17 protein-coding genes and 6 pseudogenes are annotated in these 20,070 nt (G+C 68.6%); 13 read left to right on the top strand and 10 right to left on the bottom strand.

Going from position 1 to position 20,070, the window contains the following annotated elements; translation table 11 throughout:
• The first annotated feature begins 75 nt into the window (after positions 1-75).
• Together ACWC5O_RS15555 and ACWC5O_RS15550 are read left to right on the top strand one after the other, a co-directional pair.
• Entirely contained in the window at positions 76-474 is a 399-nt protein-coding gene (locus ACWC5O_RS15555; RefSeq protein ID WP_450587032.1) for an OB-fold nucleic acid binding domain-containing protein, read from the top strand.
• Positions 475-477: 3 nt separating this feature from the next.
• Positions 478-1,245, top strand: a complete 768-nt coding sequence (locus ACWC5O_RS15550; RefSeq protein WP_450587034.1) for a DUF3159 domain-containing protein — start codon at positions 478-480, stop codon at positions 1,243-1,245.
• A gap of 80 nt (positions 1,246-1,325) precedes the next feature.
• Here the strand turns inward: ACWC5O_RS15550 and ACWC5O_RS15545 are convergent, their stop codons facing one another.
• Both ACWC5O_RS15545 and ACWC5O_RS15540 read right to left on the bottom strand, forming a co-directional pair.
• Entirely contained in the window at positions 1,326-1,994 is a 669-nt protein-coding gene (locus ACWC5O_RS15545) for a potassium channel family protein (RefSeq protein WP_389169742.1), read from the bottom strand.
• Positions 1,994-2,665, bottom strand: coding sequence for a potassium channel family protein (locus ACWC5O_RS15540; RefSeq protein WP_145882901.1), 672 nt, complete (start codon positions 2,663-2,665; stop codon positions 1,994-1,996). The genes ACWC5O_RS15545 and ACWC5O_RS15540 overlap by 1 nt, the downstream gene beginning before the upstream one ends.
• 436 nt (positions 2,666-3,101) lie before the next feature.
• On the opposite strand from ACWC5O_RS15540, the gene ACWC5O_RS15535 reads away from it, so the two are divergent.
• Together ACWC5O_RS15535 and ACWC5O_RS15530 are read left to right on the top strand one after the other, a co-directional pair.
• Positions 3,102-5,150 carry an APC family permease gene (locus ACWC5O_RS15535; protein WP_450587036.1) on the top strand — a complete coding sequence of 683 codons (2,049 nt, stop codon included), beginning with the start codon at positions 3,102-3,104 and terminating at the stop codon, positions 5,148-5,150.
• Between the two features lie 133 nt (positions 5,151-5,283).
• Complete coding sequence (locus ACWC5O_RS15530; RefSeq protein ID WP_450587038.1) at positions 5,284-6,612, top strand: class I SAM-dependent RNA methyltransferase; 1,329 nt, start codon at positions 5,284-5,286, stop codon at positions 6,610-6,612.
• Between the two features lie 1,145 nt (positions 6,613-7,757).
• Here ACWC5O_RS15530 and ACWC5O_RS15525 read toward each other — a convergent pair.
• From ACWC5O_RS15525 to ACWC5O_RS15515, 3 genes are all read right to left on the bottom strand, one after another.
• A complete protein-coding gene (locus ACWC5O_RS15525; RefSeq protein ID WP_450587039.1) occupies positions 7,758-8,627 on the bottom strand; it encodes a DUF4436 domain-containing protein in 870 nt (289 codons plus the stop codon).
• Positions 8,628-8,647: 20 nt separating this feature from the next.
• Complete coding sequence (locus ACWC5O_RS15520; protein WP_450587041.1) at positions 8,648-9,808, bottom strand: agmatine deiminase family protein; 1,161 nt, start codon at positions 9,806-9,808, stop codon at positions 8,648-8,650.
• 250 nt (positions 9,809-10,058) lie between these two features.
• Positions 10,059-10,640, bottom strand: a complete 582-nt coding sequence (locus tag ACWC5O_RS15515) for a TetR/AcrR family transcriptional regulator (RefSeq protein ID WP_450587043.1) — start codon at positions 10,638-10,640, stop codon at positions 10,059-10,061.
• A gap of 293 nt (positions 10,641-10,933) precedes the next feature.
• Between ACWC5O_RS15515 and ACWC5O_RS15510 the strand changes: the two are divergent.
• The 8 genes and pseudogenes from ACWC5O_RS15510 (at position 10,934) to ACWC5O_RS15475 (ending at position 16,517) form a co-directional block, all read left to right on the top strand.
• Positions 10,934-11,971 (top strand): annotated as a pseudogene (locus tag ACWC5O_RS15510) (serine/threonine-protein kinase).
• A gap of 2 nt (positions 11,972-11,973) precedes the next feature.
• Positions 11,974-12,312: a hypothetical protein gene (locus tag ACWC5O_RS15505; RefSeq protein ID WP_450587045.1), complete on the top strand. Its 339-nt coding sequence runs from the start codon at positions 11,974-11,976 to the stop codon at positions 12,310-12,312.
• Between the two features lie 90 nt (positions 12,313-12,402).
• Positions 12,403-12,708: pseudogene (locus ACWC5O_RS15500) on the top strand (agmatine deiminase family protein); the annotation flags it as partial.
• Positions 12,597-13,566, top strand: a pseudogene (locus ACWC5O_RS15495) (agmatine deiminase family protein). The pseudogenes ACWC5O_RS15500 and ACWC5O_RS15495, both read left to right, overlap by 112 nt.
• A gap of 89 nt (positions 13,567-13,655) precedes the next feature.
• Complete coding sequence (locus tag ACWC5O_RS15490; protein ID WP_450587047.1) at positions 13,656-13,994, top strand: hypothetical protein; 339 nt, start codon at positions 13,656-13,658, stop codon at positions 13,992-13,994.
• Between the two features lie 622 nt (positions 13,995-14,616).
• Positions 14,617-15,333: pseudogene (locus ACWC5O_RS15485) on the top strand (DUF6192 family protein); the annotation flags it as partial.
• Between the two features lie 54 nt (positions 15,334-15,387).
• Positions 15,388-15,630, top strand: a pseudogene (locus tag ACWC5O_RS15480) (RacP protein); the annotation flags it as partial.
• 74 nt (positions 15,631-15,704) lie between these two features.
• Complete coding sequence (locus ACWC5O_RS15475) at positions 15,705-16,517, top strand: IS5 family transposase (protein ID WP_450587049.1); 813 nt, start codon at positions 15,705-15,707, stop codon at positions 16,515-16,517.
• A gap of 54 nt (positions 16,518-16,571) precedes the next feature.
• Here the strand turns inward: ACWC5O_RS15475 and ACWC5O_RS15470 are convergent.
• From ACWC5O_RS15470 to ACWC5O_RS15450, 5 genes and pseudogenes are all read right to left on the bottom strand, one after another.
• A pseudogene (locus ACWC5O_RS15470) lies at positions 16,572-16,727 on the bottom strand (HAD-IA family hydrolase); the annotation flags it as partial.
• A 38-nt stretch (positions 16,728-16,765) separates the two neighbouring features.
• Entirely contained in the window at positions 16,766-17,791 is a 1,026-nt protein-coding gene (locus ACWC5O_RS15465) for a CAP domain-containing protein (protein WP_450781002.1), read from the bottom strand.
• Positions 17,792-17,858: 67 nt separating this feature from the next.
• Complete coding sequence (locus tag ACWC5O_RS15460) at positions 17,859-18,260, bottom strand: hypothetical protein (RefSeq protein WP_450587053.1); 402 nt, start codon at positions 18,258-18,260, stop codon at positions 17,859-17,861.
• Positions 18,257-18,550: a 7TM domain-containing protein gene (locus ACWC5O_RS15455; protein ID WP_450587054.1), complete on the bottom strand. Its 294-nt coding sequence runs from the start codon at positions 18,548-18,550 to the stop codon at positions 18,257-18,259. The genes ACWC5O_RS15460 and ACWC5O_RS15455 overlap by 4 nt, the downstream gene beginning before the upstream one ends.
• Positions 18,451-18,930: an aspartyl protease family protein gene (locus ACWC5O_RS15450; RefSeq protein ID WP_450587122.1), complete on the bottom strand. Its 480-nt coding sequence runs from the start codon at positions 18,928-18,930 to the stop codon at positions 18,451-18,453. The genes ACWC5O_RS15455 and ACWC5O_RS15450 overlap by 100 nt, the downstream gene beginning before the upstream one ends.
• Before the next feature lie 402 nt (positions 18,931-19,332).
• Between ACWC5O_RS15450 and ACWC5O_RS15445 the strand changes: the two genes are divergently transcribed.
• Complete coding sequence (locus ACWC5O_RS15445; protein ID WP_450587056.1) at positions 19,333-19,911, top strand: TetR/AcrR family transcriptional regulator; 579 nt, start codon at positions 19,333-19,335, stop codon at positions 19,909-19,911.
• The last annotated feature ends 159 nt before the right edge of the window (positions 19,912-20,070 follow it).

Here is a 20,070-nt window from a genome sequence, read left to right as displayed (position 1 = left end):
AGCCGGGGATGGGGTACCGGTTCGAGAAGTGAGCTGCGCTACGGCGGTGTCGGTGGGCCCCGGTACGCTTCAGATATGACTGCTGTTCCTCGTTCCCGAAAGCCGGCCGGCCGGTTTCGGCGCATGCTCGACCGGCTCTCCACCTCCCAGGAGGACCTGGAGTCCGAGGAGCTGCGGGAGGACGCCGAGACCGCGGGATGTACCCGGATCGGTGACTGCCTGGACCGCCAGATCGTCACCGTAACTGGTACGTTGCGCACGGTCACCCTGCGGCCGCGTGCCGGAGTCCCGGCCCTGGAGGCCGAGCTGTTCGACGGCTCGGCCGCGCTGGACGTGGTGTGGCTCGGCAGGCGCTCCATCGTCGGCATAGAACCGGGGCGCAAGCTGATCGCATCGGGTCGGATCTCCATGAGCCGGGGCCGCCGGGTGCTGTTCAACCCGAAATACGAACTGCGACCCCTCGGACGGGAGTAGCCGGTGACGTCCCTCGACAAGCCGACCCAAGACACCGAACAGACTCAGTCGGACGACGCCCGCGCGGTCACCGAGGCCGCGCTGTTCGAGGCGTTCGGCGGTGTCCGCGGCATGGTCGAGACGGTCCTGCCCGGTCTCCTCTTCGTCGCGATCTTCACGATCAACAAGGACCTGCACATCTCGGCGATCGCCGCGCTGGCCGTGTCCCTGGTGCTGGTCGTGGTCCGGCTGGCGCGCAAGGACACCGTCAAGCACGCCTTCAGCGGTGTCTTCGGCGTGGCCTTCGGTGTGCTGTTCGCGATGTTCACGGGCAACGCCAAGGACTTCTACCTCCCCGGCATGCTCTACACGCTGGGCATGGCGCTGGCCTACATCATCACGACCCTCGCCGGTGTCCCCCTGATCGGTCTCCTCCTCGGCCCGGTCTTCAAGGAGAACCTCTCCTGGCGCACCCGCAACCCCGGCCGCAAGAGTGCCTATGCGAAGGCCAGTTGGGCCTGGGGTCTGATCCTGCTCGCCAAGTGCGCGATCCTCTTCCCGCTGTACTGGTGGGCCGACACCACCCAGCTCGGCTGGGTGCTGGTCGCCCTGAAGATCCCGCCGTTCCTGCTGGCGGTCTGGCTCACCTGGGTCTTCCTCGCGAAGGCGCCCGCGCCGATCGACGTGTTCGCGGAGATGGAGGCGGAGGAGAAGGCCGAGAAGGAGCGCAAGGCCGCGCTGGCCGCCGAGGGCGGCGAGCCCGCAGGCGGACGGCACCGCCGGGACGCGTAGCCGTCGGCCGTCGTACGAGGAGGAAGGGCGCCCTGGGTTTCCAGGGCGCCCTTCCTCCTCGGTTCGGCTCTCGCGGTGGTTCAGCTCTCGCGCCGCACCGACAGCAGCTCCTCCAGCTGCTCCTCCCGGGCCTGCGCGGCCACGAAGAGGAGTTCGTCGCCCGGCTCCAGGGAGTCCTCCTTGGACGGGGTCAGGACGCGGGTGCCGCGGATGATCGTGACCAGGGAGGTGTCCTGCGGCCACTCCACATCGCCGACCTGGGTGCCGGCCAGGGCCGACTCCTCCGGCAGGGTCAGCTCGACGAGGTTGGCGTCGCCGTGGCTGAAGCGGAGCAGACGGACCAGGTCGCCGACGCTCACCGCCTCCTCGACCAGGGCGGACATCAGACGCGGCGTGGACACGGCCACGTCGACGCCCCAGGCCTCGTTGAACAGCCACTCGTTCTTGGGGTTGTTCACCCGGGCGACGACGCGCGGAACGCCGTACTCCGTCTTCGCGAGCAGCGAGATGACCAGGTTGACCTTGTCGTCACCGGTCGCGGCGATCACCACGTTGCAGCGCTGCAGCGCCGCCTCGTCCAGGGACGTGATCTCACAGGCGTCGGCCAGCAGCCACTCCGCCTGCGGCACCCGCTCCACCGAGATGGCGGTCGGGGCCTTGTCGATGAGCAGGACCTCGTGGCCGTTCTCCAGCAGCTCGCCCGCGATCGAGCGGCCGACGGCGCCGGCTCCGGCAATGGCGACCCTCATCAGTGACCGCCCTCCTCTTCCGGGCCTGCGGCGAATGCCGCTTCGACCTTGTCGACGTCGTCCGCCCGCATCATCACGTGGACGAGGTCGCCCTCCTGCAGCACCGTCTGCGAGGTGGGCAGGATGGCCTCGCCCAGGCGGGTCAGGAACGCCACGCGGACGCCCGTCTCCTCCTGCAACTTGCTGATCTTGTGGCCGACCCACTTCGGGGAGGCGTGCACCTCGGCGAGCTGGACGCCACCGGTGGGGTCGCGCCACAGCGGCTCGGCGCCCGAGGGCAGCAGGCGGCGCAGCATCTGGTCGGCCGTCCAGCGGACCGTGGCCACGGTGGGGATGCCCAGGCGCTGGTAGACCTCGGCACGGCGCGGGTCGTAGATCCGGGCGGCCACGTTCTCCACGCCGAACATCTCGCGGGCCACGCGCGCGGAGATGATGTTGGAGTTGTCGCCGCTGGAGACGGCGGCGAAGGCGCCGGCCTCCTCGATGCCCGCCTCGCGCAGGGTGTCCTGGTCGAAGCCGACCCCGGTGACCCGGCGGCCGCCGAACCCGGGGCCCAGCCGGCGGAAGGCGGTGGGGTCCTGGTCGATCACGGCGACCGTGTGTCCCTGTTGCTCCAGGGTCTGGGCAAGAGCGGAACCCACTCTCCCGCAGCCCATGATGACGATGTGCACGACCGTCCTTCCGGTGTCCAAAAGTTACTGCTCAGCATCAGGGTCTCAGACCGACGCCCAAAGCTACACACGAGTGGTTCGGGGCGGGCACCCCTGTGCCGGGGTTTCCCGCGATCACCGGCTGTGATCACCCGACCACGTTCACCCGGCGCCGCTCACCTGCGGGTGACCGACGCAGCCGACCGGCGAGTGATGCTGCGCACGCTGAACAGGGTCAGGATTCCGAGGCCGACCAGGGCGACCGTGGCCCCGATCAGCTCTGCGGCCGCGGGCATGGGACCTCCGAAATGCGATGACAGGCGGGGTCTGCCATCTAGACACGGAGGGCGCACGAACCACGGAATCCGCAGTTCCGTGCGCCCGTGATTTCACTCATGAGGCAGAACCGGGATGCCGGGTGGGCGGCTGCCTGTTCGAAGGCTTACGATCCTCTGTCGTGTCCAAACTGACCGACGTGCCCAAACGGATTCTGATCGGGCGCGCACTGCGCAGTGACCGGCTGGGCGAAACGCTCCTGCCGAAGCGCATCGCACTCCCCGTCTTCGCCTCCGACCCGCTGTCCTCCGTCGCCTACGCGCCGGGGGAGGTCCTGCTGGTCCTGTCCATCGCGGGAGTGTCGGCCTACCACTTCAGCCCCTGGATCGCGGTCGCGGTCGTCGTGCTGATGTTCACGGTCGTCGCCTCGTACCGGCAGAACGTCCACGCCTACCCGAGCGGTGGTGGCGACTACGAGGTCGCCACCACCAACCTCGGCCCCAGGGCCGGCCTCACCGTCGCCAGCGCGCTCCTGGTCGACTACGTCCTGACCGTCGCCGTATCCATCGCCTCCGGCATCGAGAACCTCGGCTCCGCGATCCCCTTCGTGGTGCAGCACAAGGTGCTCTGCGCCGTCGCCGTGATCATCCTGCTGACGCTGATGAACCTGCGCGGCGTGAAGGAGTCGGGCAAGCTCTTCGCGATCCCGACGTACGTCTTCGTCGGCGGCGTCTTCATCATGATCGCGTGGGGCGCGTTCCGGGGCCTGGTCCTCGGCGACACCATGCTGGCGCCCACCGCCGACTACCACATCAAGGCCGAACACCAGGGCCTCGCGGGCTTCGCCCTGGTCTTCCTGCTGCTGCGCGCCTTCTCCTCCGGCTGTGCCGCGCTCACCGGTGTGGAGGCGATCTCCAACGGCGTCCCGGCCTTCCGCAAGCCCAAGTCGAAGAACGCGGCGACCACGCTGGCGATGATGGGCCTGCTGGCCGTGACCATGTTCTGCGGCATCATCGCCCTCGCCATGGTGACCAAGGTCCGCATGGCCGAGAACCCGGCCACCGACCTGATCCACAACGGCGTCGCGCTCGGCTCGGGCTATGTCCAGAACCCGGTGATCTCCCAGGTCGCCGAGGCGGTGTTCGGCAAGGGCAGCCTCCTGTTCATCGTGCTCGCGGCGGCCACCGCGCTGGTCCTCTTCCTGGCGGCCAACACGGCGTACAACGGCTTCCCGCTGCTCGGCTCGATCCTCGCCCAGGACCGCTACCTGCCGCGCCAGCTGCACACCCGCGGCGACCGCCTCGCCTTCTCCAACGGCATCGTGCTGCTCGCCGGCGCGGCGGCTCTGCTGACGGTCATCTACGGCGCCGACTCCACGCGCCTGATCCAGCTGTACATCGTCGGCGTGTTCGTGTCCTTCACGCTCAGCCAGACGGGCATGGTCAGGCACTGGAACCGCCACCTGGCGACGGAGCGGGACCCGGCCAAGCGCCGCCACATGGTCCGCTCCCGCGCGATCAACGCCTTCGGCGCCTTCTTCACCGGCCTGGTGCTGGTCGTCGTCCTCGTCACGAAGTTCACGCACGGCGCCTGGGTGGCCCTGCTCGGCATGTGCATCTTCTACGCGACGATGACCGTGATCCGGAAGCACTACGACCGGGTCGCCGACGAGATCGCGGCCCCCGAGGGCCCGACCGACGACAGTGTCCGCCCCTCCCGCGTCCACTCGGTCGTGCTCATCTCCAAGATCCACCGCCCCACCCTGCGCGCCCTGGCCTACGCCAAGCTGATGCGCTCGGACACCCTGGAGGCGCTCACGGTCAACGTCGACCCGCCGGAGACCAAGGCACTGCAGGAGGAGTGGGAGCGGCGCGGCATCGACGTACCGCTGAAGGTCCTCGACTCGCCGTACCGTGAGATCACGCGGCCGATCATCGAGTACGTCAAGGGCCTGCGCAAGGAGTCCCCGCGCGACGCGGTCTCCGTGATCATCCCCGAGTACGTGGTCGGCCACTGGTACGAGCACCTGCTGCACAACCAGAGCGCCCTGCGTCTGAAGGGCCGCCTGCTGTTCACGCCCGGCGTGATGGTGACCTCCGTCCCCTACCAGCTGGCGTCCTCCGAGGCGGCCAAGCTGCGCGCCCGCAAGCGGCAGGAGTGGAACGCGCCGGGCGCGGTCCGGCGTGGTCCGGCCGCGGAGCGGCCGAAGGAGTCGGCGGCCAAGGACTGAGGCGTGCGGGGAAGGCCGTAGACTGGTGGGCTGTTGTCAGGCCCACCGGCTGCGGCCGCTTCCTTTTCCTTCCCGAAGCATCGCTGCCGACTTCCCTTCCCGATTTCCCTCCCCCATCTGGAGTCACCCCACCATGCAGGCAGAACCGACCAAGTCTCTGGTGGGCGAGGAGTACGAGGTCCAGATCGGCCCCGTCGCCCACGGCGGCCACTGCATCGCCCGTACCTCCGAGGGCCAGGTGCTGTTCGTCCGGCACGCGCTGCCCGGCGAGCGGGTGGTGGCCCGGGTGACCGAGGGCGAGGAGGGCGCACGCTTCCTGCGGGCGGACGCCGTCGAGATCCTGGAGGCCTCCAAGGACCGCGTCGAGGCCCCCTGCCCCTTCGCCGGCCCCGGCCGCTGCGGCGGCTGCGACTGGCAGCACGCCAAGCCGGGCGCCCAGCGCCGGCTGAAGGGCGAGGTGATCGCCGAGCAGCTCCAGCGACTCGCGGGCCTCACGCCCGAGGAGGCGGGCTGGGACGGCACCGTGATGCCGGCCGAGGGCGACAAGCTCCCGGCGGGTCAGGTCCCGCAGTGGCGGACGCGCGTGCAGTACGCCGTCGACGCGGAGGGCCACGCCGGCCTGCGCCGCCACCGCTCGCACGAGATCGAGCGCGTCGACCACTGCATGATCGCCGCGTCGGGCGTGACCGAGCTGGGTATCGAGAAGCGCGACTGGACCGGCATGGAGTCGGTGGAGGCGATCGCGGCGACGGGTTCGCAGGACCGCCAGGTGATCCTGACCCCGCGCCCGGGCGCCCGCCTGCCGCTGGTGGAACTCGACAAGCCGGTCTCGGTGTTGCGCGTCGACGAGAAGTCCGGCGGCGTGCACCGCGTCCACGGCCGCCCCTTCGTGCGCGAGCGCGCGGACGGCCGCACGTACCGGGTCGGCAACGGCGGCTTCTGGCAGGTCCACCCGAAGGCGGCGGACACCCTGGTGACGGCGGTCATGCAGGGCCTGCTGCCCCGCAAGGGCGAGATGGCCCTGGACCTCTACTGCGGCGTGGGCCTCTTCGCCGGCGCCCTCGCCGACCGCCTCGGCGAGAAGGGCGCGGTCCTCGGCATCGAGTCGGGCAAGCGCGCGGTCGAGGACGCGCGCCACAACCTCGCCGACTTCCCCAGGGTCCGCATCGAACAGGGCAAGGTCGAGTCGGTCCTCCCGCGCACCGGCATCACCGAGGTCGACCTCATCGTCCTCGACCCGCCCCGCGCCGGCGCCGGCCGCAGGACGGTCGAACACCTCTCCTCCCTCGGCGCCCGCCGCATCGCCTACGTCGCCTGCGATCCCGCTGCGCTGGCCCGGGACCTGGCGTACTTCCGCGAGGGCGGGTACCGGGTGCGGACGCTTCGGGCGTTCGATCTGTTTCCTATGACGCATCATGTGGAGTGCGTCGCGATCCTTGAGCCTGCCGAGAAGGGCCGCTGACCTGCCGTTTCTCCGAGTGTGCGTTATGGGCGGTTTCTGACGGGTTGTCATGCACGGTTTGGGGCCGCCGGGCGGAGTCGTCACCCGTGTGGAGGCGGGCCCCGCGAAGGGGCGGGGAGGCCGGCTGTCGAGTCGTTTGCCGACCCCGGCCGTTCGCTTCTCGGTAGTGACGTTCCGTGACGGTCGGTGAGGCGTCAGGCGGGTGTCGTGTCAGGGGCCATGGAAGCTCCAGTGCCCGAGGAAGGGCCTGAGGTCGTCGGCTCGTGGTTCGGGGATGTCCGGCAGCCGGGGTGGTGTGCTCAAGGGGGGCGAGGCTCTCCACGGTGGCTGCTGCCCAGCTGGTCCATGTTTCGGCTTCGGTCTTGGTCTGCCCGGCGGCGTGGTCTCGACTCGCGTGCGTACGGCGCTCACGTATTCGGTCAGTCGGGTGGCGCGGTGCCACGCCGCTTCCTGCGCTTCGAAGTGCCTGACACGGCACGCCTCGGCGCACTGGACGCGAGCCTCTTCCATGGCGGCTTCCCAGCGGATGCGTTCGGCCTCGGCGGCGGCGATCAGCGCCTGGATGCGCCGGGGCCACGTCCTTGGACGGGCTTGGTCAGGCTCAGCGGTTGGGATTCGTTCTGCATGGCCCGGACCACGGCGTGGGCGCGGGTGAGCCGGGAGGGCGCGGGGACGGGTTCGAGGACGGCGAGGCGCCAGGCACCAACCCCGGATACTGTCAGCATTGGTGATGAACGGTGGGTGCTTTGCGAAGGTTTCGCTCGAAGGGGCGGTTGATGTCGGCTTCCCCTTGAGCATGCCGGATCAGATGCCGGCACGACGGATCGGCCTGCCTGCGGGCGCCAATGACTGTCACGGGCAGGATGAGGCTTGCCCTTGGTGTACGTGTCGGTCCGCCGCATCAAGGCGGGTGAGCTATGCGAGCGCGTCAACACCCTCCGCGACTTCGTATATGCGACCTCCGTACGGTCGGCCTGCCAACCTACCGGAGCGAGGGGCAGGCCCTGCTGCAGCGACGGCCGGTCGACGGGCAGGTGTCTTACACCCAGGTCAGCGCCTTGGTTCCCGGGAAGGTCGCACCGCCGACTGCGTGAGAGCGCGTGACGTGTGGAAGCCTGCCGGTCCCGGCGGGCTTCCACGTCGGACTATTCGGGGCTCGTCGGCCGGCGTTCGGCGCTGAAGCCCGTGACGACCACGGTGACGAGGCAGAAGGCGATGACCGCCTCGGCCCAGAGGAAGGCCATGTAGTCCATGAGGCTGCCGATCGGTGGCGTGCCCGGGGCCGTGTTGCGGAAGGCGGCCAGGGCGAAGAGCGTGGCGGCCATCCAGCCGAGGGCCGGCCAGGTCAGGCCGTTCCGGCGGGTGACGAGGAACCACGCTCCGATGAGTACCGCAACGGCGAGGGCCCACATGGCGACCATCATGAAGACGGCGAAGACGAGCACACTTTTGGAGCGCCCCAGAGCAACGTCGAAGATCGCGGTCTCGTTGTCCTCCGTGGCGTCCACTCCTGCCGAGAACAGTACGTCGCTGTTGGTCAGCGTCATGTGGATGGGGACCTCCTCGCCGCCTTGGGTGGCGCTGAACTCGATGGCCGCGTCATAGGCGTCGAAGGGGTAGTCCGTGATCGAGCCGCCCGTCAGTGTCACGGGCAGGTCCATGGTCGCGATACGGCTGTGCGCTTTGAAGGACAGGTCGCCCCGGGTGGAGGTCGATGTCTGGAGCGTCAGGTCTTCGGTGGGCGAGATGCCGCCGGCCTCGGCCAGTTCTCCTCGCGGGGTCGCCAGGACACGCAGGCCCAGCTCCCGGCCGGCGGCGTCGACACGTTGGATCGAGGCCTCGACATCCACGCGGTCGGGGGCCGAACTGCCCGCGCTGTACTCCCTGTCCAGGGCTTGGCGTTCGCCGAACTGGAGCCACGTGCCCAGGGTGATGGCTGCCGCGATCAGGAAGCACGCGAGCGCGGCGGGGAAGAGCCCGCCCCGGCTCGGTCCGTGGCGTCGGAGGGTGGACACGAAGCCTCCTTGGATCGCGGTCAGTCGACCGGCTTTCCGGGCTGGTCGTGGGTGGCGCAGTGGATCCCGCCGCCTCCGGTGGCGATGGTGTCGATGTTCACCTGCACGATGTCCCGCTTGGGGAAGTGTTCCTGCAGGATTCCCCGTGCGCGGTCGTCGGCCTTCTTGTCGCCGAACTTGGGCATGTGCACCGCGTCGTTGCCGATGTAGAAGTTCGCGTAGGTCGACAGGAAGTCGTCGCTGTAGCCGGTGATCCGGTCGGGGTCGGGCTGTGGGAGGTCTATGACCTCGAAGCTGCGGCCCTTCGCGTCGGTCGCCTCGCTCAGCACGGACATGGCCTGGTCCGAGGAGCGGGACCAGGAGTCGGCGGGCGTTCCCGGGAAGGCCCGGTCCAGGAGGATCACCCCGGGTGCGGTGAACCGTACGAGGCTGTCGACGTGTGCGTCGGTGATGTCCTCGCCGCGTACGCCCTTCAGCCAGATGACCTTCTCCACGCCCAGGAGCTCCTTGAGCTCGGCCTCGATCTGGGCGCGGGACTTGCCGCGGTTGCGGTTGTCGTTGACGATCGAGCTCTCGGTGATCAGGAGAGTTCCCTCGCCGTCCGTCTCGAAGGAGCCGCCCTCGGCGACGAGAGGCGCCTGGATGCGGGGGATCTTGTACTTCGACAGCAGCTTCCGGCCGACCTGGGCGTCGTTGTCGTGCGTCTGCTTGTTGCCCCAGCCGTTGAAGTTGAAGTCGACCCCGAGGACCTTCCCGTCCTCCTCGACGAACACGGGGACGATGTCGCGGGCCCACAGGTCGTCGACGGGGAGGGGGATGACCTCGACTCCCTTACCGCAGGCCTTCTGGGCAGCGGCCAGCTGGTCGGGCCGGGCCATCATCACGACGTACTCGTACTCCGAGACAGCCCGGGCCACTCGCGCGATGTCCTGCCGTACGTAGGGAAGGTCCTCGCCCCAGACGGATTCCAGCGCGGGCCACGACATGAAGGTGCGGGCGTGGCTCTCCCATTCGGCGCCCAGGCGTCGTTCCTCGTCCGTTCCCGCGGCCGGGCCGGTGGTGCCTGCGGCACCCGACGGGCCGGGGTCGCTGGGTCCGCATGCCGAGGCGCCGAGGGTGAGCGCGCCGATTCCGGCGAGCACGCGCAGAGCTGAGCGGCGCGAGGGGCGGAGGTCGGACATCGGGGTCTCCGATCGTGAGGGTGGGGGACCAGGGATCCGGCGGCGACGGGCATCATGGGAGGTGAGGGGCGTGGATCGCAGCTCTGTGCCCGTCGACAGGGTGCGTGCACGTTCCCTGAATCGTCGGCAGTGCCGGGCCGGATGTGGCCGTCATGTCGCCACTGTAGTATTGGCTGAAAATTCAGTCAAATAAGTCGGTGTTTCGCGTGGCGGAGTCGGCCCGTCCGCCGACCGTGCTGACCGTCCGCTGTCAGCGACTCAGTCGCTCGATCTCCAGGGAGACCGCCTCCTTCGCCAGTTCGCGGGCGTGGGCCAGGGGAAGGGCGCCGCTGAGCCAGCGCGTGCTGAGTCCCTCAAGGAGGCCGGTGAGCCTCTCCGCGGACGCCGTGAGGGCCGGCGCGGGAGACGTCGGCCGGATGCGGCCCAGGAGGTCCGCGACATCGTGGATCCAGGCCAGCGTGGCCCTGGCCAGGTCTCCGCGCAGCTCGGGCTCGAAGATCGCGCTGGCGCGCAGCTCGCCCCACGCCGTGCTGTTCTCGCGGACCTCGGGGAGGTCCTGGAATTCCAGCAGCAAGGACTGCTCCAGCTCCTGCCGGGCGTCGTGCGGTCCGTCGGAGCCATCCTTGTGGGACGTGTACCGGTCGGCCCGGTCGCTGATGAACTCCAGGGTGTGGCGAAGGATGCCGGCCCGGTCCTTGAAGTGGTAGTAGATCAGCGCGGTGGACACCCCGGCTTCGGTCGCCAGCTCCTCCATTCGCAGCCCGCGTACTCCTCGTCGGGCTATGACTCGGGCGGCGCCTTCCAGGATGGCCTTTCGGCGATCCTTCGCCACGTGATCCCCCTCCTGAGTGGTCTGAACCAACAGTGTCGCATATTGACTGAATATTTAGTTAGAGCGCTATGCGTCAGTCGCGTCAGTCGACACGCGTCATTCGCTCCCCACATCGTCGAAAGAGCCACCGCATGTCCGCGAAGCTTCCTGGTGCACAGCCTGCTCACGCGGCGCTGACGGCCGGCGACCCTCGAGAGATCGGTGGCTATCGCCTTCAGGCCCGGCTGGGCGCGGGCGGCATGGGTGTGGTGTACCTGGCTCACCCCCCCGGAGGCCGCCCGATCGCGTAGAAGGTGGTGCGACAGGAGTTCGCGCGAGATCCCGAGTTCCGCCTGCGCTTCGCTCAGGAAGTGGCCAGTGTCGAACGCATCCATGGCCTGTTCACCGTACAGGTGGTCGCCTCGGGTGTGGACGCTCCGACGCCGTGGCTCGCCACCGCCTACGTCCCTGGACCGTCGCTGCACCAGGTGGTCCAGCGGCACGGCCCACTCCCGGTACGAACGGTGCTGCTGCTCCTGGCCGGCATCGCCGAGGCCCTTCAGGCGATCCACCGCGCGGGCGTCGTCCATCGCGACCTCAAGCCCGCCAATGTGCTGATCGCCGAGGACGGTCCCCGCGTCATCGACTTCGGTATCGCGCGTGCGGCCGACGCTGCCGCGTTGACCGGGACGGGTCTGAGCATCGGCACCGCGGCGTAAATGGCCCCCGAGCAGGCGCTGGGCCGGCCCGTGTCCCCGGCCACCGACGTCTTCGCTCTCGGCGCGCTCATCGCGTACGTGGCGAGTGGCGAGGCCCCCTTCGGGGCGGGGCCGGAGTCGACCGCCCTGTATCGGGTGGTCCACGAGCAGCCCGATCTCACCCATGTGCCGCACGACCTGCGGGATCTGCTGGCCTGGTGCCTGGCCAAGCGACCGGAGGAGCGCCCCACGACGGTGGATCTGATCGCGGCCGTCCAGGGCCATCCGCTGGTGGGACCCCGCCCGGAGTTCGCCGAGGGCTGGCTGCCCCAGTCGATCAGCGACCAGGTGGCGGGACGGATCGTACGTCCGGCGCCGGTTCACGCGCAGCCCACTTTCGCAGCCCCGGCGGCTCCGCCTCCCCCGCCCGGGACCGACATCCCGGTCGAGCCGTCCTCGCGCCGGGCACGGCGGGGCCGGCGACGCCCGGTCGTCGTGACGGCTCTCGCCGCGCTTGCGATCCTCATGGCGGCCGGTGGCGCCGTGTATCTCCTTGGCTCCCCGGAGTGGGCGTGGGGCTCGGCGGGGGATTCCGCCGCCGACTCCGGCCCGTCGTCCCCCTCCTACGTGCCTGGCGGCAGGAGGTCGAGCTGACCTTGCCTGATGCCACGTACGAATTCGACCTGAAGTCCGGGAAGGTCGTTCCCGTGGACACCGCCGCCTGGTATCTGGCGCGCAACGAGTCGGAGTTCGTCCTCCCCGAAGACAGCGACGCCTTCGTCGCCCCAGGGGACGAGCTCAGCCCCGCCGACTGCGTGCGGGGCATCGACACGGAGCCGGTCGTCCAGATCGCCTTCGCGGACCCGGCCGACGAGCGTGCCTTCTGCGTCCGCAGCCCTGAAGGGCAGGACATCGTCATCGTGCGGCTGACAGAGGCCCGGGCCGGCGGCGGGCCGGTCACCGCGGTGATCGAGCACTACCGCTGGGATCAGTAGGAGGCATGGTTCTGAAGCAATCATTGACTGAATTTTCAGTCTGCGCGACCCTGCCTGAACACCCGCCCCCTCTCCTCAGGTAGGAACCCCATGGACACACCCACGACGTCCCGACGTCGACTGCTCCAGCTCGGTGCCGCAGCTCTGCCGCTCGCCGTCCTCGGGTCGGCACTGCCCACGGTCGCCCGCGCTGCCACCAGCCCTTCGGGCGCCACGCTGCGCATACCCGCCGAGACCGACCGCCACGTGCGCACCTTCATGGCCTGGCCCGCGCTGTCGTCGGTCTGGTCCACGCAGCTGGGTGCCGTCCGCCGCGACATCGCGAGGGTGGCCGACACGATTTCCCGTTACGAGCCGGTCGCGGTGCTCGCCCGACCCGAGCAGGCGGCGGATGCCCGGTACGCCTGCGGTGCGGAGCAGGGGCGTACTACGGCATCGAGGTCGTCGAGATCGCCAACGACGACCTGTGGATACGGGACTTCGGCCCCACCTTCGTGGTCGCCCCCGGCACTGTCGCCGGTGTGGACACCAACTTCAACGGCTGGGGCAAGACCGGCACACCGTACGCGCAGCCCTACGCGAACGAAGCGGCCGCGGCCGCGACGCTGCTCGGCCAGTACGGCGTCCGGCGTGTGCGGGCCGGGTTCGTCGGGGAGGGGGCTCGCTGGAGACCGACGGTCAGGGCACCCTGCTCGCCACGGTCAGCTCGCTGGTCAACAGCAACCGCAACCCGGGCATGACCCAGAGCCAGGTCGAGCAGGAGATGAAGTCCGCGCTCGGCATCGACAAGGTGATCTGGGTGCCAGGACTCGCCGGCCAGGACATCACCGATTGCCACATCGACTGCCTGGCCCGTTTCGTCGCACCGGGACAGGTCATCCTCGACCAGCCCGGCCCCGGCACCGACCCCAAGTGGGTCGCCGTCTGCAACGAGACCAAGCAGGCTCTGCTGAGCGCCACCGACGCGTAGGGCCGCCGCCTGACCATCACCGAACTCCCCGGCCCGGACCGCCGCCTCATCCGCGGCAGGGGCACCGCCTTCCTGTCCAGCTACACCAACTACTACACCGCCAACGGCGCCGTCCTCGTCCCCCAGTTCGGCGACAGCTACGCCGACGGCGTGGCCTCGACATCCTGACGGCCGCGTACCCCGGTCGGAACATCGTCCAGCTGAACATCGACAACATCGCGAGCGGCGGTGGCGGCATCCACTGCGCCACCCAGTCGCAGCCGGTCGTCCCCCCGGCTGTCTGACTGGCCGATACCGGATGAACACGCCGGTCGCCGCGCATCGGCGGCGACCGGCCCTCTTGGAGAGTGGTATGCGGCACCGGGTGTTTCCGTTGATCGCCGATCTCGGGCTGATCGCCCTGATCGCGGCGACGGTCGCGACCCTGCTGGACTGGGACAGCTGGAGATCCGAGCAGAGCGCACTGCTCGGCCGCCGGCGATGGACCGCGACGGCGCTGGTCGCCACCGCCGTGCTTGTCGCCTTTGAGTCGCTGACCGGCGGATCCCTGACCGCCGTGGCCTACACGGCAGGGCTGCGCTGGGCGCGACTCCACCGCCGCGTCCTCCTCCTGACCCTGTCCGCGACGGGCCGGTGGCGGTCACCGCGGCCGACTCGGCCGTGCAGCCGACGCCGGCCGAAGTGCGTGTTTCTGATCCCCGGATCTGAGTAGCCTTGAGTTCTACGCTGGCGCGGTGTCCAGGGGTACTGGGCAGGGCGGAGAGAGGATCTGTCGGGCTTGCGGTGACCGGCTGAGGCTGGGTGCGCGGCCCGACGCCTTGTTCTGTTCTGCAGCGTGTCGTGCCAGGCAGTGGCGTGCGGACCGGCGGTTGCGCAAGCGTACGGCTGCCGCGCTGAGCGGTGCGGGCGAGGTGGAGTGTCCCGAGTGCGGGGCTCGGTGGGTGGCCGGCGTTGACCGGAGGTCGAACGCCGTCTTCTGCTCGCGCCGGTGTGTGGTGAGAGCTTGGAGGCGCCGGAAGGGAACGTTCGGCGAACCGCATCCCGAACGCATCCTGCGTCCAACTCCGTTCAGATCATGGTCACTTGCGGTCGTTCGTTGTGATCTGTGCATTTACGGTCTGACTCTCGGTGATGAGCGGGCCGTGTCCACGTCACGGACATCAGCTCCGTGCTGCGGCCCGCATGGGTGGTGAAACCCATGCCGGAGGAGATCGACAAGGTCGGAAACGTCAGCCAGTCCCGTTACGAGCAGATCGTGACCGAGTTGCGGGACGTGGTGGAACAGCAGACGCGGGCAATTCACGATCGGAGACCGCGCCTTGGAGATCGAGCCGATGAGGGAGCCGGGCGGCTACCATGCGGTGGACCCCGAGTGGTCGGTGACCACGACGTTGACACAGCTGGCCGAGGACATTGGTCTGAAGTTCAGCACGGTGAAGTCGGCGAGGTGGACGTCCTCGCGCTGGCCGGCCGACCGCCGGCAGAAGGGCGTCTCCTACACCGTTCACCGGATCCTGGCCTACATCGAGAACGACCAGGAACGATTCGATGCGATCCTCACACCGCCTGGGGGCAAGTTGCGGTGGACGCCGGACGACGCCAGTCGACGGGTCGGCAACCGGGTCGAGACACCGGTGACGCCGAAGGAGAAGATCACCGCGATTCACACGCTCGCCCAAGACGCTCAGGTCGCCGCGGCGGTGACAAGCGACTTCCTGAAGCGGCCTGAAGTGACGGCCAAGGTGACCACGGTGGACAAGGCCCGGGTGGTGGAGGAGTTCACCCGTGACGAGCACGTGGCCACCACGGCGGCCACGAACCTGCTCCGCAGGCCGGACGTCGCGTTCAAAGCGATGAGCGACGACACCGCCCGCTTCCAGGTCAACCATGCCCAAGCCGAGCGGTCCCGGCAAGCCCGCGACCACTTCGAGGACACCAGTCCCGTCGCACCAGCGGTGAAGAAGATCGACCGGACGGTGGAGTTCCTCGACCTGGTCACCGCCTGCCACTCGTTCGTCGCCGCGGCCGGCCGGACCGTCCCGGGCCTGCGCGACCGCACCCTGAGCGAGGACGAGGCCACGATCGTGCACCAGAACGTCGCCAAGGTAAACGGCTGGCCACCGCTGATCTGGACCAGGGCCGACGGCTACCAGCTCGGCGCGGAACGCGCCGCGCTGGAGGCTTACGAACGGGCCGTTCTCACCGAGAAGCTGACCGAGTTCCGCCGCTTCATCACCGGCACGGTCGCCCCGCATGCAGCCACCCACCCGGGCGACAAGTGGGTCAAGCACATCATCGCCCAGCTCAACTCCATCGAATCCACCCTCGACCTCGTCGTCTCTTCCTGACCACCACCGAGGGGGCCGCCCGGCCTCCGGCCAGCCGCCCCCTCCCCGCCTGACTTGGAGGGAAGCCCGCCGCCATGCGTCAGCGTCGCTATCCCTCTGACACCACGAACGCGGAATGGGCCCTGCTCGAACCGCTGTTGCCGCAGCCTGCCTGCGAGACCAGCCGCGGCGGCCGTCCGGAGAAACATCCCCGGCGGGAGATCGTCGACGCGATCCGCTACGTCGTCGACACCGGCTGCAAGTGGCGGGCATTGCCTGCGGATTACCCGCCCTGGCGCACAGTCTGGGGGTTCATGGCCCGCTGGGCGGCAGCCGGGATCGTCGGCCAGATCCGCGACCATCTCGCCGGCCGGATACGCCGCGACATGGGCAAAGGCCCCCGAGCGGTGGCCACCGTGATCGACTCCCAGAGCGTGAAAGCCGCCGAGACCGTCTCCAAGGCCACCCGCGGCTACGATGCGGGCAAGAAAATCAACGGTCGCAAGCGCCACCTGGTCGTGGACACCCGCGGCCTGCCCCTCATGGTCATGGTCACCCCCGCCGACCTCCACGACGCCGCAGCCGCTAAAGAAGTCCTCTTCCGCCTCCGCCTGATGCACCCCGAGATCACCATCGTCTGGGCCGACTCCGCCTACGCCGGCAAACTCGTCGACTGGGCAAAACAGCACCTCAACCTCACCATCAAACCGGTCAGCCGCCCCAACTGGGTCGTCGAGAGGTCACTCGCGTGGATGATGCACGCCCGCCGGCATGCCCGCGACTACGAACGGCTCATCCAGCACTCCGAGACCCTGATCACCTGGGCCGCCATCACCCTCATGACCCGCCGTCTCGCACGGAAAGGCGCCACCCCCAGCTGGCCCAGGAGGCCCCGGCTCTCCTCCTGACTCTGTGATTTCCCAGACGGCAGGGCCCTGATCAGCGAGCCAAAGACCAGTCAAGGGCCCAGCGTCCAGATGAGCGGCGATGCGCGTGATCGTCCCGATGTTGTCCTCGAACAGATGCGCCTGCATGCCCGCCGCTTGGGCGGCCTCAACATTGGCTGCGACATCGTCCACGAAGAGACAGCTCTCCGGCCCCACCTCCAAGCTGGCGCAAGCAGGCACCAAGGCGCAGCTCCGGGTGAGGGTTCCAATCAGCCCGCGAAATCTTGCGTGAAGTAAACAGTGCCATTGGCATCCGCAGCTTGGACAATACCCACCCCGATCCACCTGTAAGAAGCGGTAGGCGGAGGACAGAGACCCTTAACCGAACACCAGGTGTTGTTCGTATCATTGGGGTCACAGCCGATGATGTTGTACTTATGGCCCCAAGGGGGGTCCGCGTTCTCGTCGTGGTTCATCCAAGAATCCATTGCGGCCTCGGGCGAGCCTTGGTAAACACCGTTGACGGTACCCCAGCCGGAATAGATGTTCTCACCCGTCGTACCGAACCCCAGTGGCCTAATCCGCTGGTCAGGCGTGACATTTCCTGGCTGCTCATCATGGACGAGTGCGTTGTGGTCGGCCATGTATCGGCTGTGGGCCTCCGCCACAGCCATAAGCCGTGGATCGACTTGCAGGGGAGGACATCCAGCCTGTTGCCGCGCAGCATTGACCAAATCGACGAGTCGCTGCTCCTCCGGAGTTAGCACTGGAATGAGCTCCCAGTGCGTGCCGGTATAAATACCATCGAAACTCGGCGCAAGGCCCACGGATCCCTCCTGCGTACGGCCGTCGAGGTACTGGTGCTGAGGGTTGACGATGGTGCCCTTGCACTTGAGTACGAAGCCGGGATTGGAGGCGGTCAGCTCCCAGTGCGTGCCGGTATAAATACCATCGAAACTCGGCGCAAGGCCCACGGATCCGTCCTGCGTACGGCCGTCGAGGTACTGGTGCTGAGGGTTGACGATGGTGCCCTTGCACTTGAGTACGAAGCCGGGATTGGAGGCGGTCAGCTCCCAGTGCGTGCCGGTATAAATACCATCGAAACTCGGCGCAAGGCCCACGGATCCGTCCTGCGTACGGCCGTCGAGGTACTGGTGCTGAGGGTTGACGATGGTGCCCTTGCACTTGAGTACGACGTTTACCATAACGCCCTCCAGCTGTGTGCTGATGATGTTGCCATTGAAAGAAATAGCGTGATGCCCATGGAGACAGCGGAACAGCCCTCTGCGAAGCATGTCGCAGCAATTGAGGCCAGTGCCCAAGCTGCAGCCCGGTATTCGGCATGCGGCTTCCGCCTTCTCGCTAACGGACTCGAGTCCAGTCCCACACGGCCCCGTGGCTACTGCAAGCGGTGTGCAGCCATAGGGTGATGGCTGCACGGAACCCACAGCGTGCAGCTCGGACGCTCGGCCTAGGTTCAGAAACAGGTACGAAGGCCAGCAGGATGCCGTTGCCGCCCAGGCTCTGGTTCGGCTTGAGTGCCCAGCAGTCGGGCAGGGCGTCCCAGTCCAGGGAGGCGATTTCCCGGCGCGAGCGCAGCAGGGCCAGGGTGGGGGAGGTCGGGGCTCCGACCGAGGTCAGCGCCTCCTTGGTGGCGCACTTGTCGTTGACGAGCCGGATGGCGGCCGACGAGTTGCGCCGGGCGATCCGGGCGTTGCGCAGGTTCATGCCCATGAGCGGGTCCCAGCTGCGAAGCCGTATCACGCCTTGGCCTCCTGCCCCTTGGCCGCGGGTGCGAACCCGAACAGTTCACCGAGTCGCAGCCCTCGATACGTTCCGGCGATCGACGTCCACACCGCGCACACGATCGCTAGCTGCAAGGGCACCGCCTCCGCGACCTCGCGCACGTACGGCGTCAGGAGGAGCAGCGCCACCAGGATCGCCGTGCCCATGGTCAGAGCGGCTCCCACGGCCGCGGCCCTGACGCCGTCGAGGTCCCACGCCTCCCACAGACGCTCGGTGACGATCGCCGTGACGACGACCGGCAGCGACATCCCCCCACGAGTCGGAGAGCCCGAAACTGCCCAGGCCGAGCTGGGCGGCGATCAAGGTGACCACCGCGATCAGTACGCCGAGCCGACGGCGCGGCGGTCGAGTCGGGCTGCGTGAGCAGCCGCTTGCCCACAGCCACGTGAAGTCCCTGGACCTCCTGCCGGCCGAGCAGGACGGGGGTTTCGCGCTTGGAGCGGTTGTTGACGCTGAGCTTGGCGACGAACGACCGGCTGGCCAGCCGCACCGTGCTGTCCACCACCGGGCGCTTCTCACGGCCGAGCGCCGAACCCACAGTGATCCTGGGCGCGTCGTCGAGGTCGAACCCGAGATCCTTCGCCAGAGCCGTGTCCAGTGACGACGCCGACGCACCGGTGTCGATCAGGGCGAGGACTTCGGAAGTCTGTCCGGTCGGCCCAGGTGATGCGCACCATCTCCCGTTCGCCGACGACCTCGGGCGACTGGCTCAGGGGCCGGTTCGGGGAGCCGAGCACACCCAGCAGCAGGAGGCCCAGACAGGCCACGGCCGCCAGCACCTTCATGAACACGGGCACCTTCTTGCGCCCATCGCGGTGGGCGCCGGCCGCCCGGTCTCCGTCGGCCGCACTCTCTTCGTACTTCGGGAGGTCATGCATGGGGACAGCCTTGAACAGAGGGCCCGGCGCCCAGTAGTACCGATCGGCCAGAGACGGGCAACGAAAGTCACGCGCGCACCGGCCCGGCCCCCTGGCCAGTGATGTCAGTGCCGTGATTCCGGGCGTGGGAGGCGCCCGGTAAGGTTCGGGCCATGGCGTCTCGCAGTACTCAGATCCTTGAAGCCGCCGCCCGGGTGATCGCCCGGCGCGGGGTCCGCGGCCTGCGCGTGGAGGAGCTCGCCGCCGAGGCGGGCGTGTCCACCGCGCTGATCTACTACCACTTCAAGGACCGCGCCGGGGTCCTGAGCAAGACGCTGGAGTTCATCAACGACCGGGCCGAGCGCTACACGACCCACCGTGATCCGGACGCCGAACCGCTCAGCCCGCGCGAGGAACTGAACCAGACGCTCCTGCTCGAACTCCAGGACAAGACCGAGGTCAGGGAGAACAGCAGCGCCTGGGGCGAGTTGCGGGCCAGCGCCGTCTTCGACGACCTCCTGCGTACAGACCTGGCGAGAGCGACCTTGGTCTGGGTCCAGGAGGTGGCGGCCTTGTTGGGGCAGGTCCAGCCGATGGCCTCGGCCGTCGCCCTCACGGCTGCCGCCGAGCGGCTCACCGCCCTCCTGGAGGGCCTGAGCATGCGCTGGCTCAGTGGCACGCTCCAGATCTCCCACGCCCGGACCCTGATGAGCGAGGCCATCGACATCGAGGTCGAACGGCTCGGCCGTTAGCCGCTCGCGCCGGCGCCGACACCGGGGCCTTTGGCCCAGGGTCCGTCCATTCCGCGTCCCCTGATTTCGGTCTCGGCGGCCGCCTGCGCCTACCCAGCCCTGCGCCTCAACCCGGCAGATCACCCGACTCGTTCCGCTGAAGGGCCACGGCCGCGTGAA

Source organism: Streptomyces sp. NPDC001450 (genome assembly GCF_053597295.1).
Note: the sequence above shows the minus strand (reverse complement) of the source record. Positions and strands in the feature narration are given on the sequence as shown.

What these genes read in the sequence shown, in the direction of transcription:
- ACWC5O_RS15455 (WP_450587054.1), bottom strand. Translation starts at nt 18,550, where the DNA reads ATGTCGCTGCCGGTCGTCGTCACGGCGATCGTCACCGAGCGTCTGTGG.
- ACWC5O_RS15445 (WP_450587056.1), top strand. Translation starts at nt 19,333, where the DNA reads ATGGCGTCTCGCAGTACTCAGATCCTTGAAGCCGCCGCCCGGGTGATC.
- ACWC5O_RS15530 (WP_450587038.1), top strand. Translation starts at nt 5,284, where the DNA reads ATGCAGGCAGAACCGACCAAGTCTCTGGTGGGCGAGGAGTACGAGGTC.
- ACWC5O_RS15555 (WP_450587032.1), top strand. Translation starts at nt 76, where the DNA reads ATGACTGCTGTTCCTCGTTCCCGAAAGCCGGCCGGCCGGTTTCGGCGC.
- ACWC5O_RS15465 (WP_450781002.1), bottom strand. Translation starts at nt 17,791, where the DNA reads ATGCTTCGCAGAGGGCTGTTCCGCTGTCTCCATGGGCATCACGCTATT.
- ACWC5O_RS15520 (WP_450587041.1), bottom strand. Translation starts at nt 9,808, where the DNA reads ATGTCCGACCTCCGCCCCTCGCGCCGCTCAGCTCTGCGCGTGCTCGCC.
- ACWC5O_RS15545 (WP_389169742.1), bottom strand. Translation starts at nt 1,994, where the DNA reads ATGAGGGTCGCCATTGCCGGAGCCGGCGCCGTCGGCCGCTCGATCGCG.
- ACWC5O_RS15475 (WP_450587049.1), top strand. Translation starts at nt 15,705, where the DNA reads ATGCGTCAGCGTCGCTATCCCTCTGACACCACGAACGCGGAATGGGCC.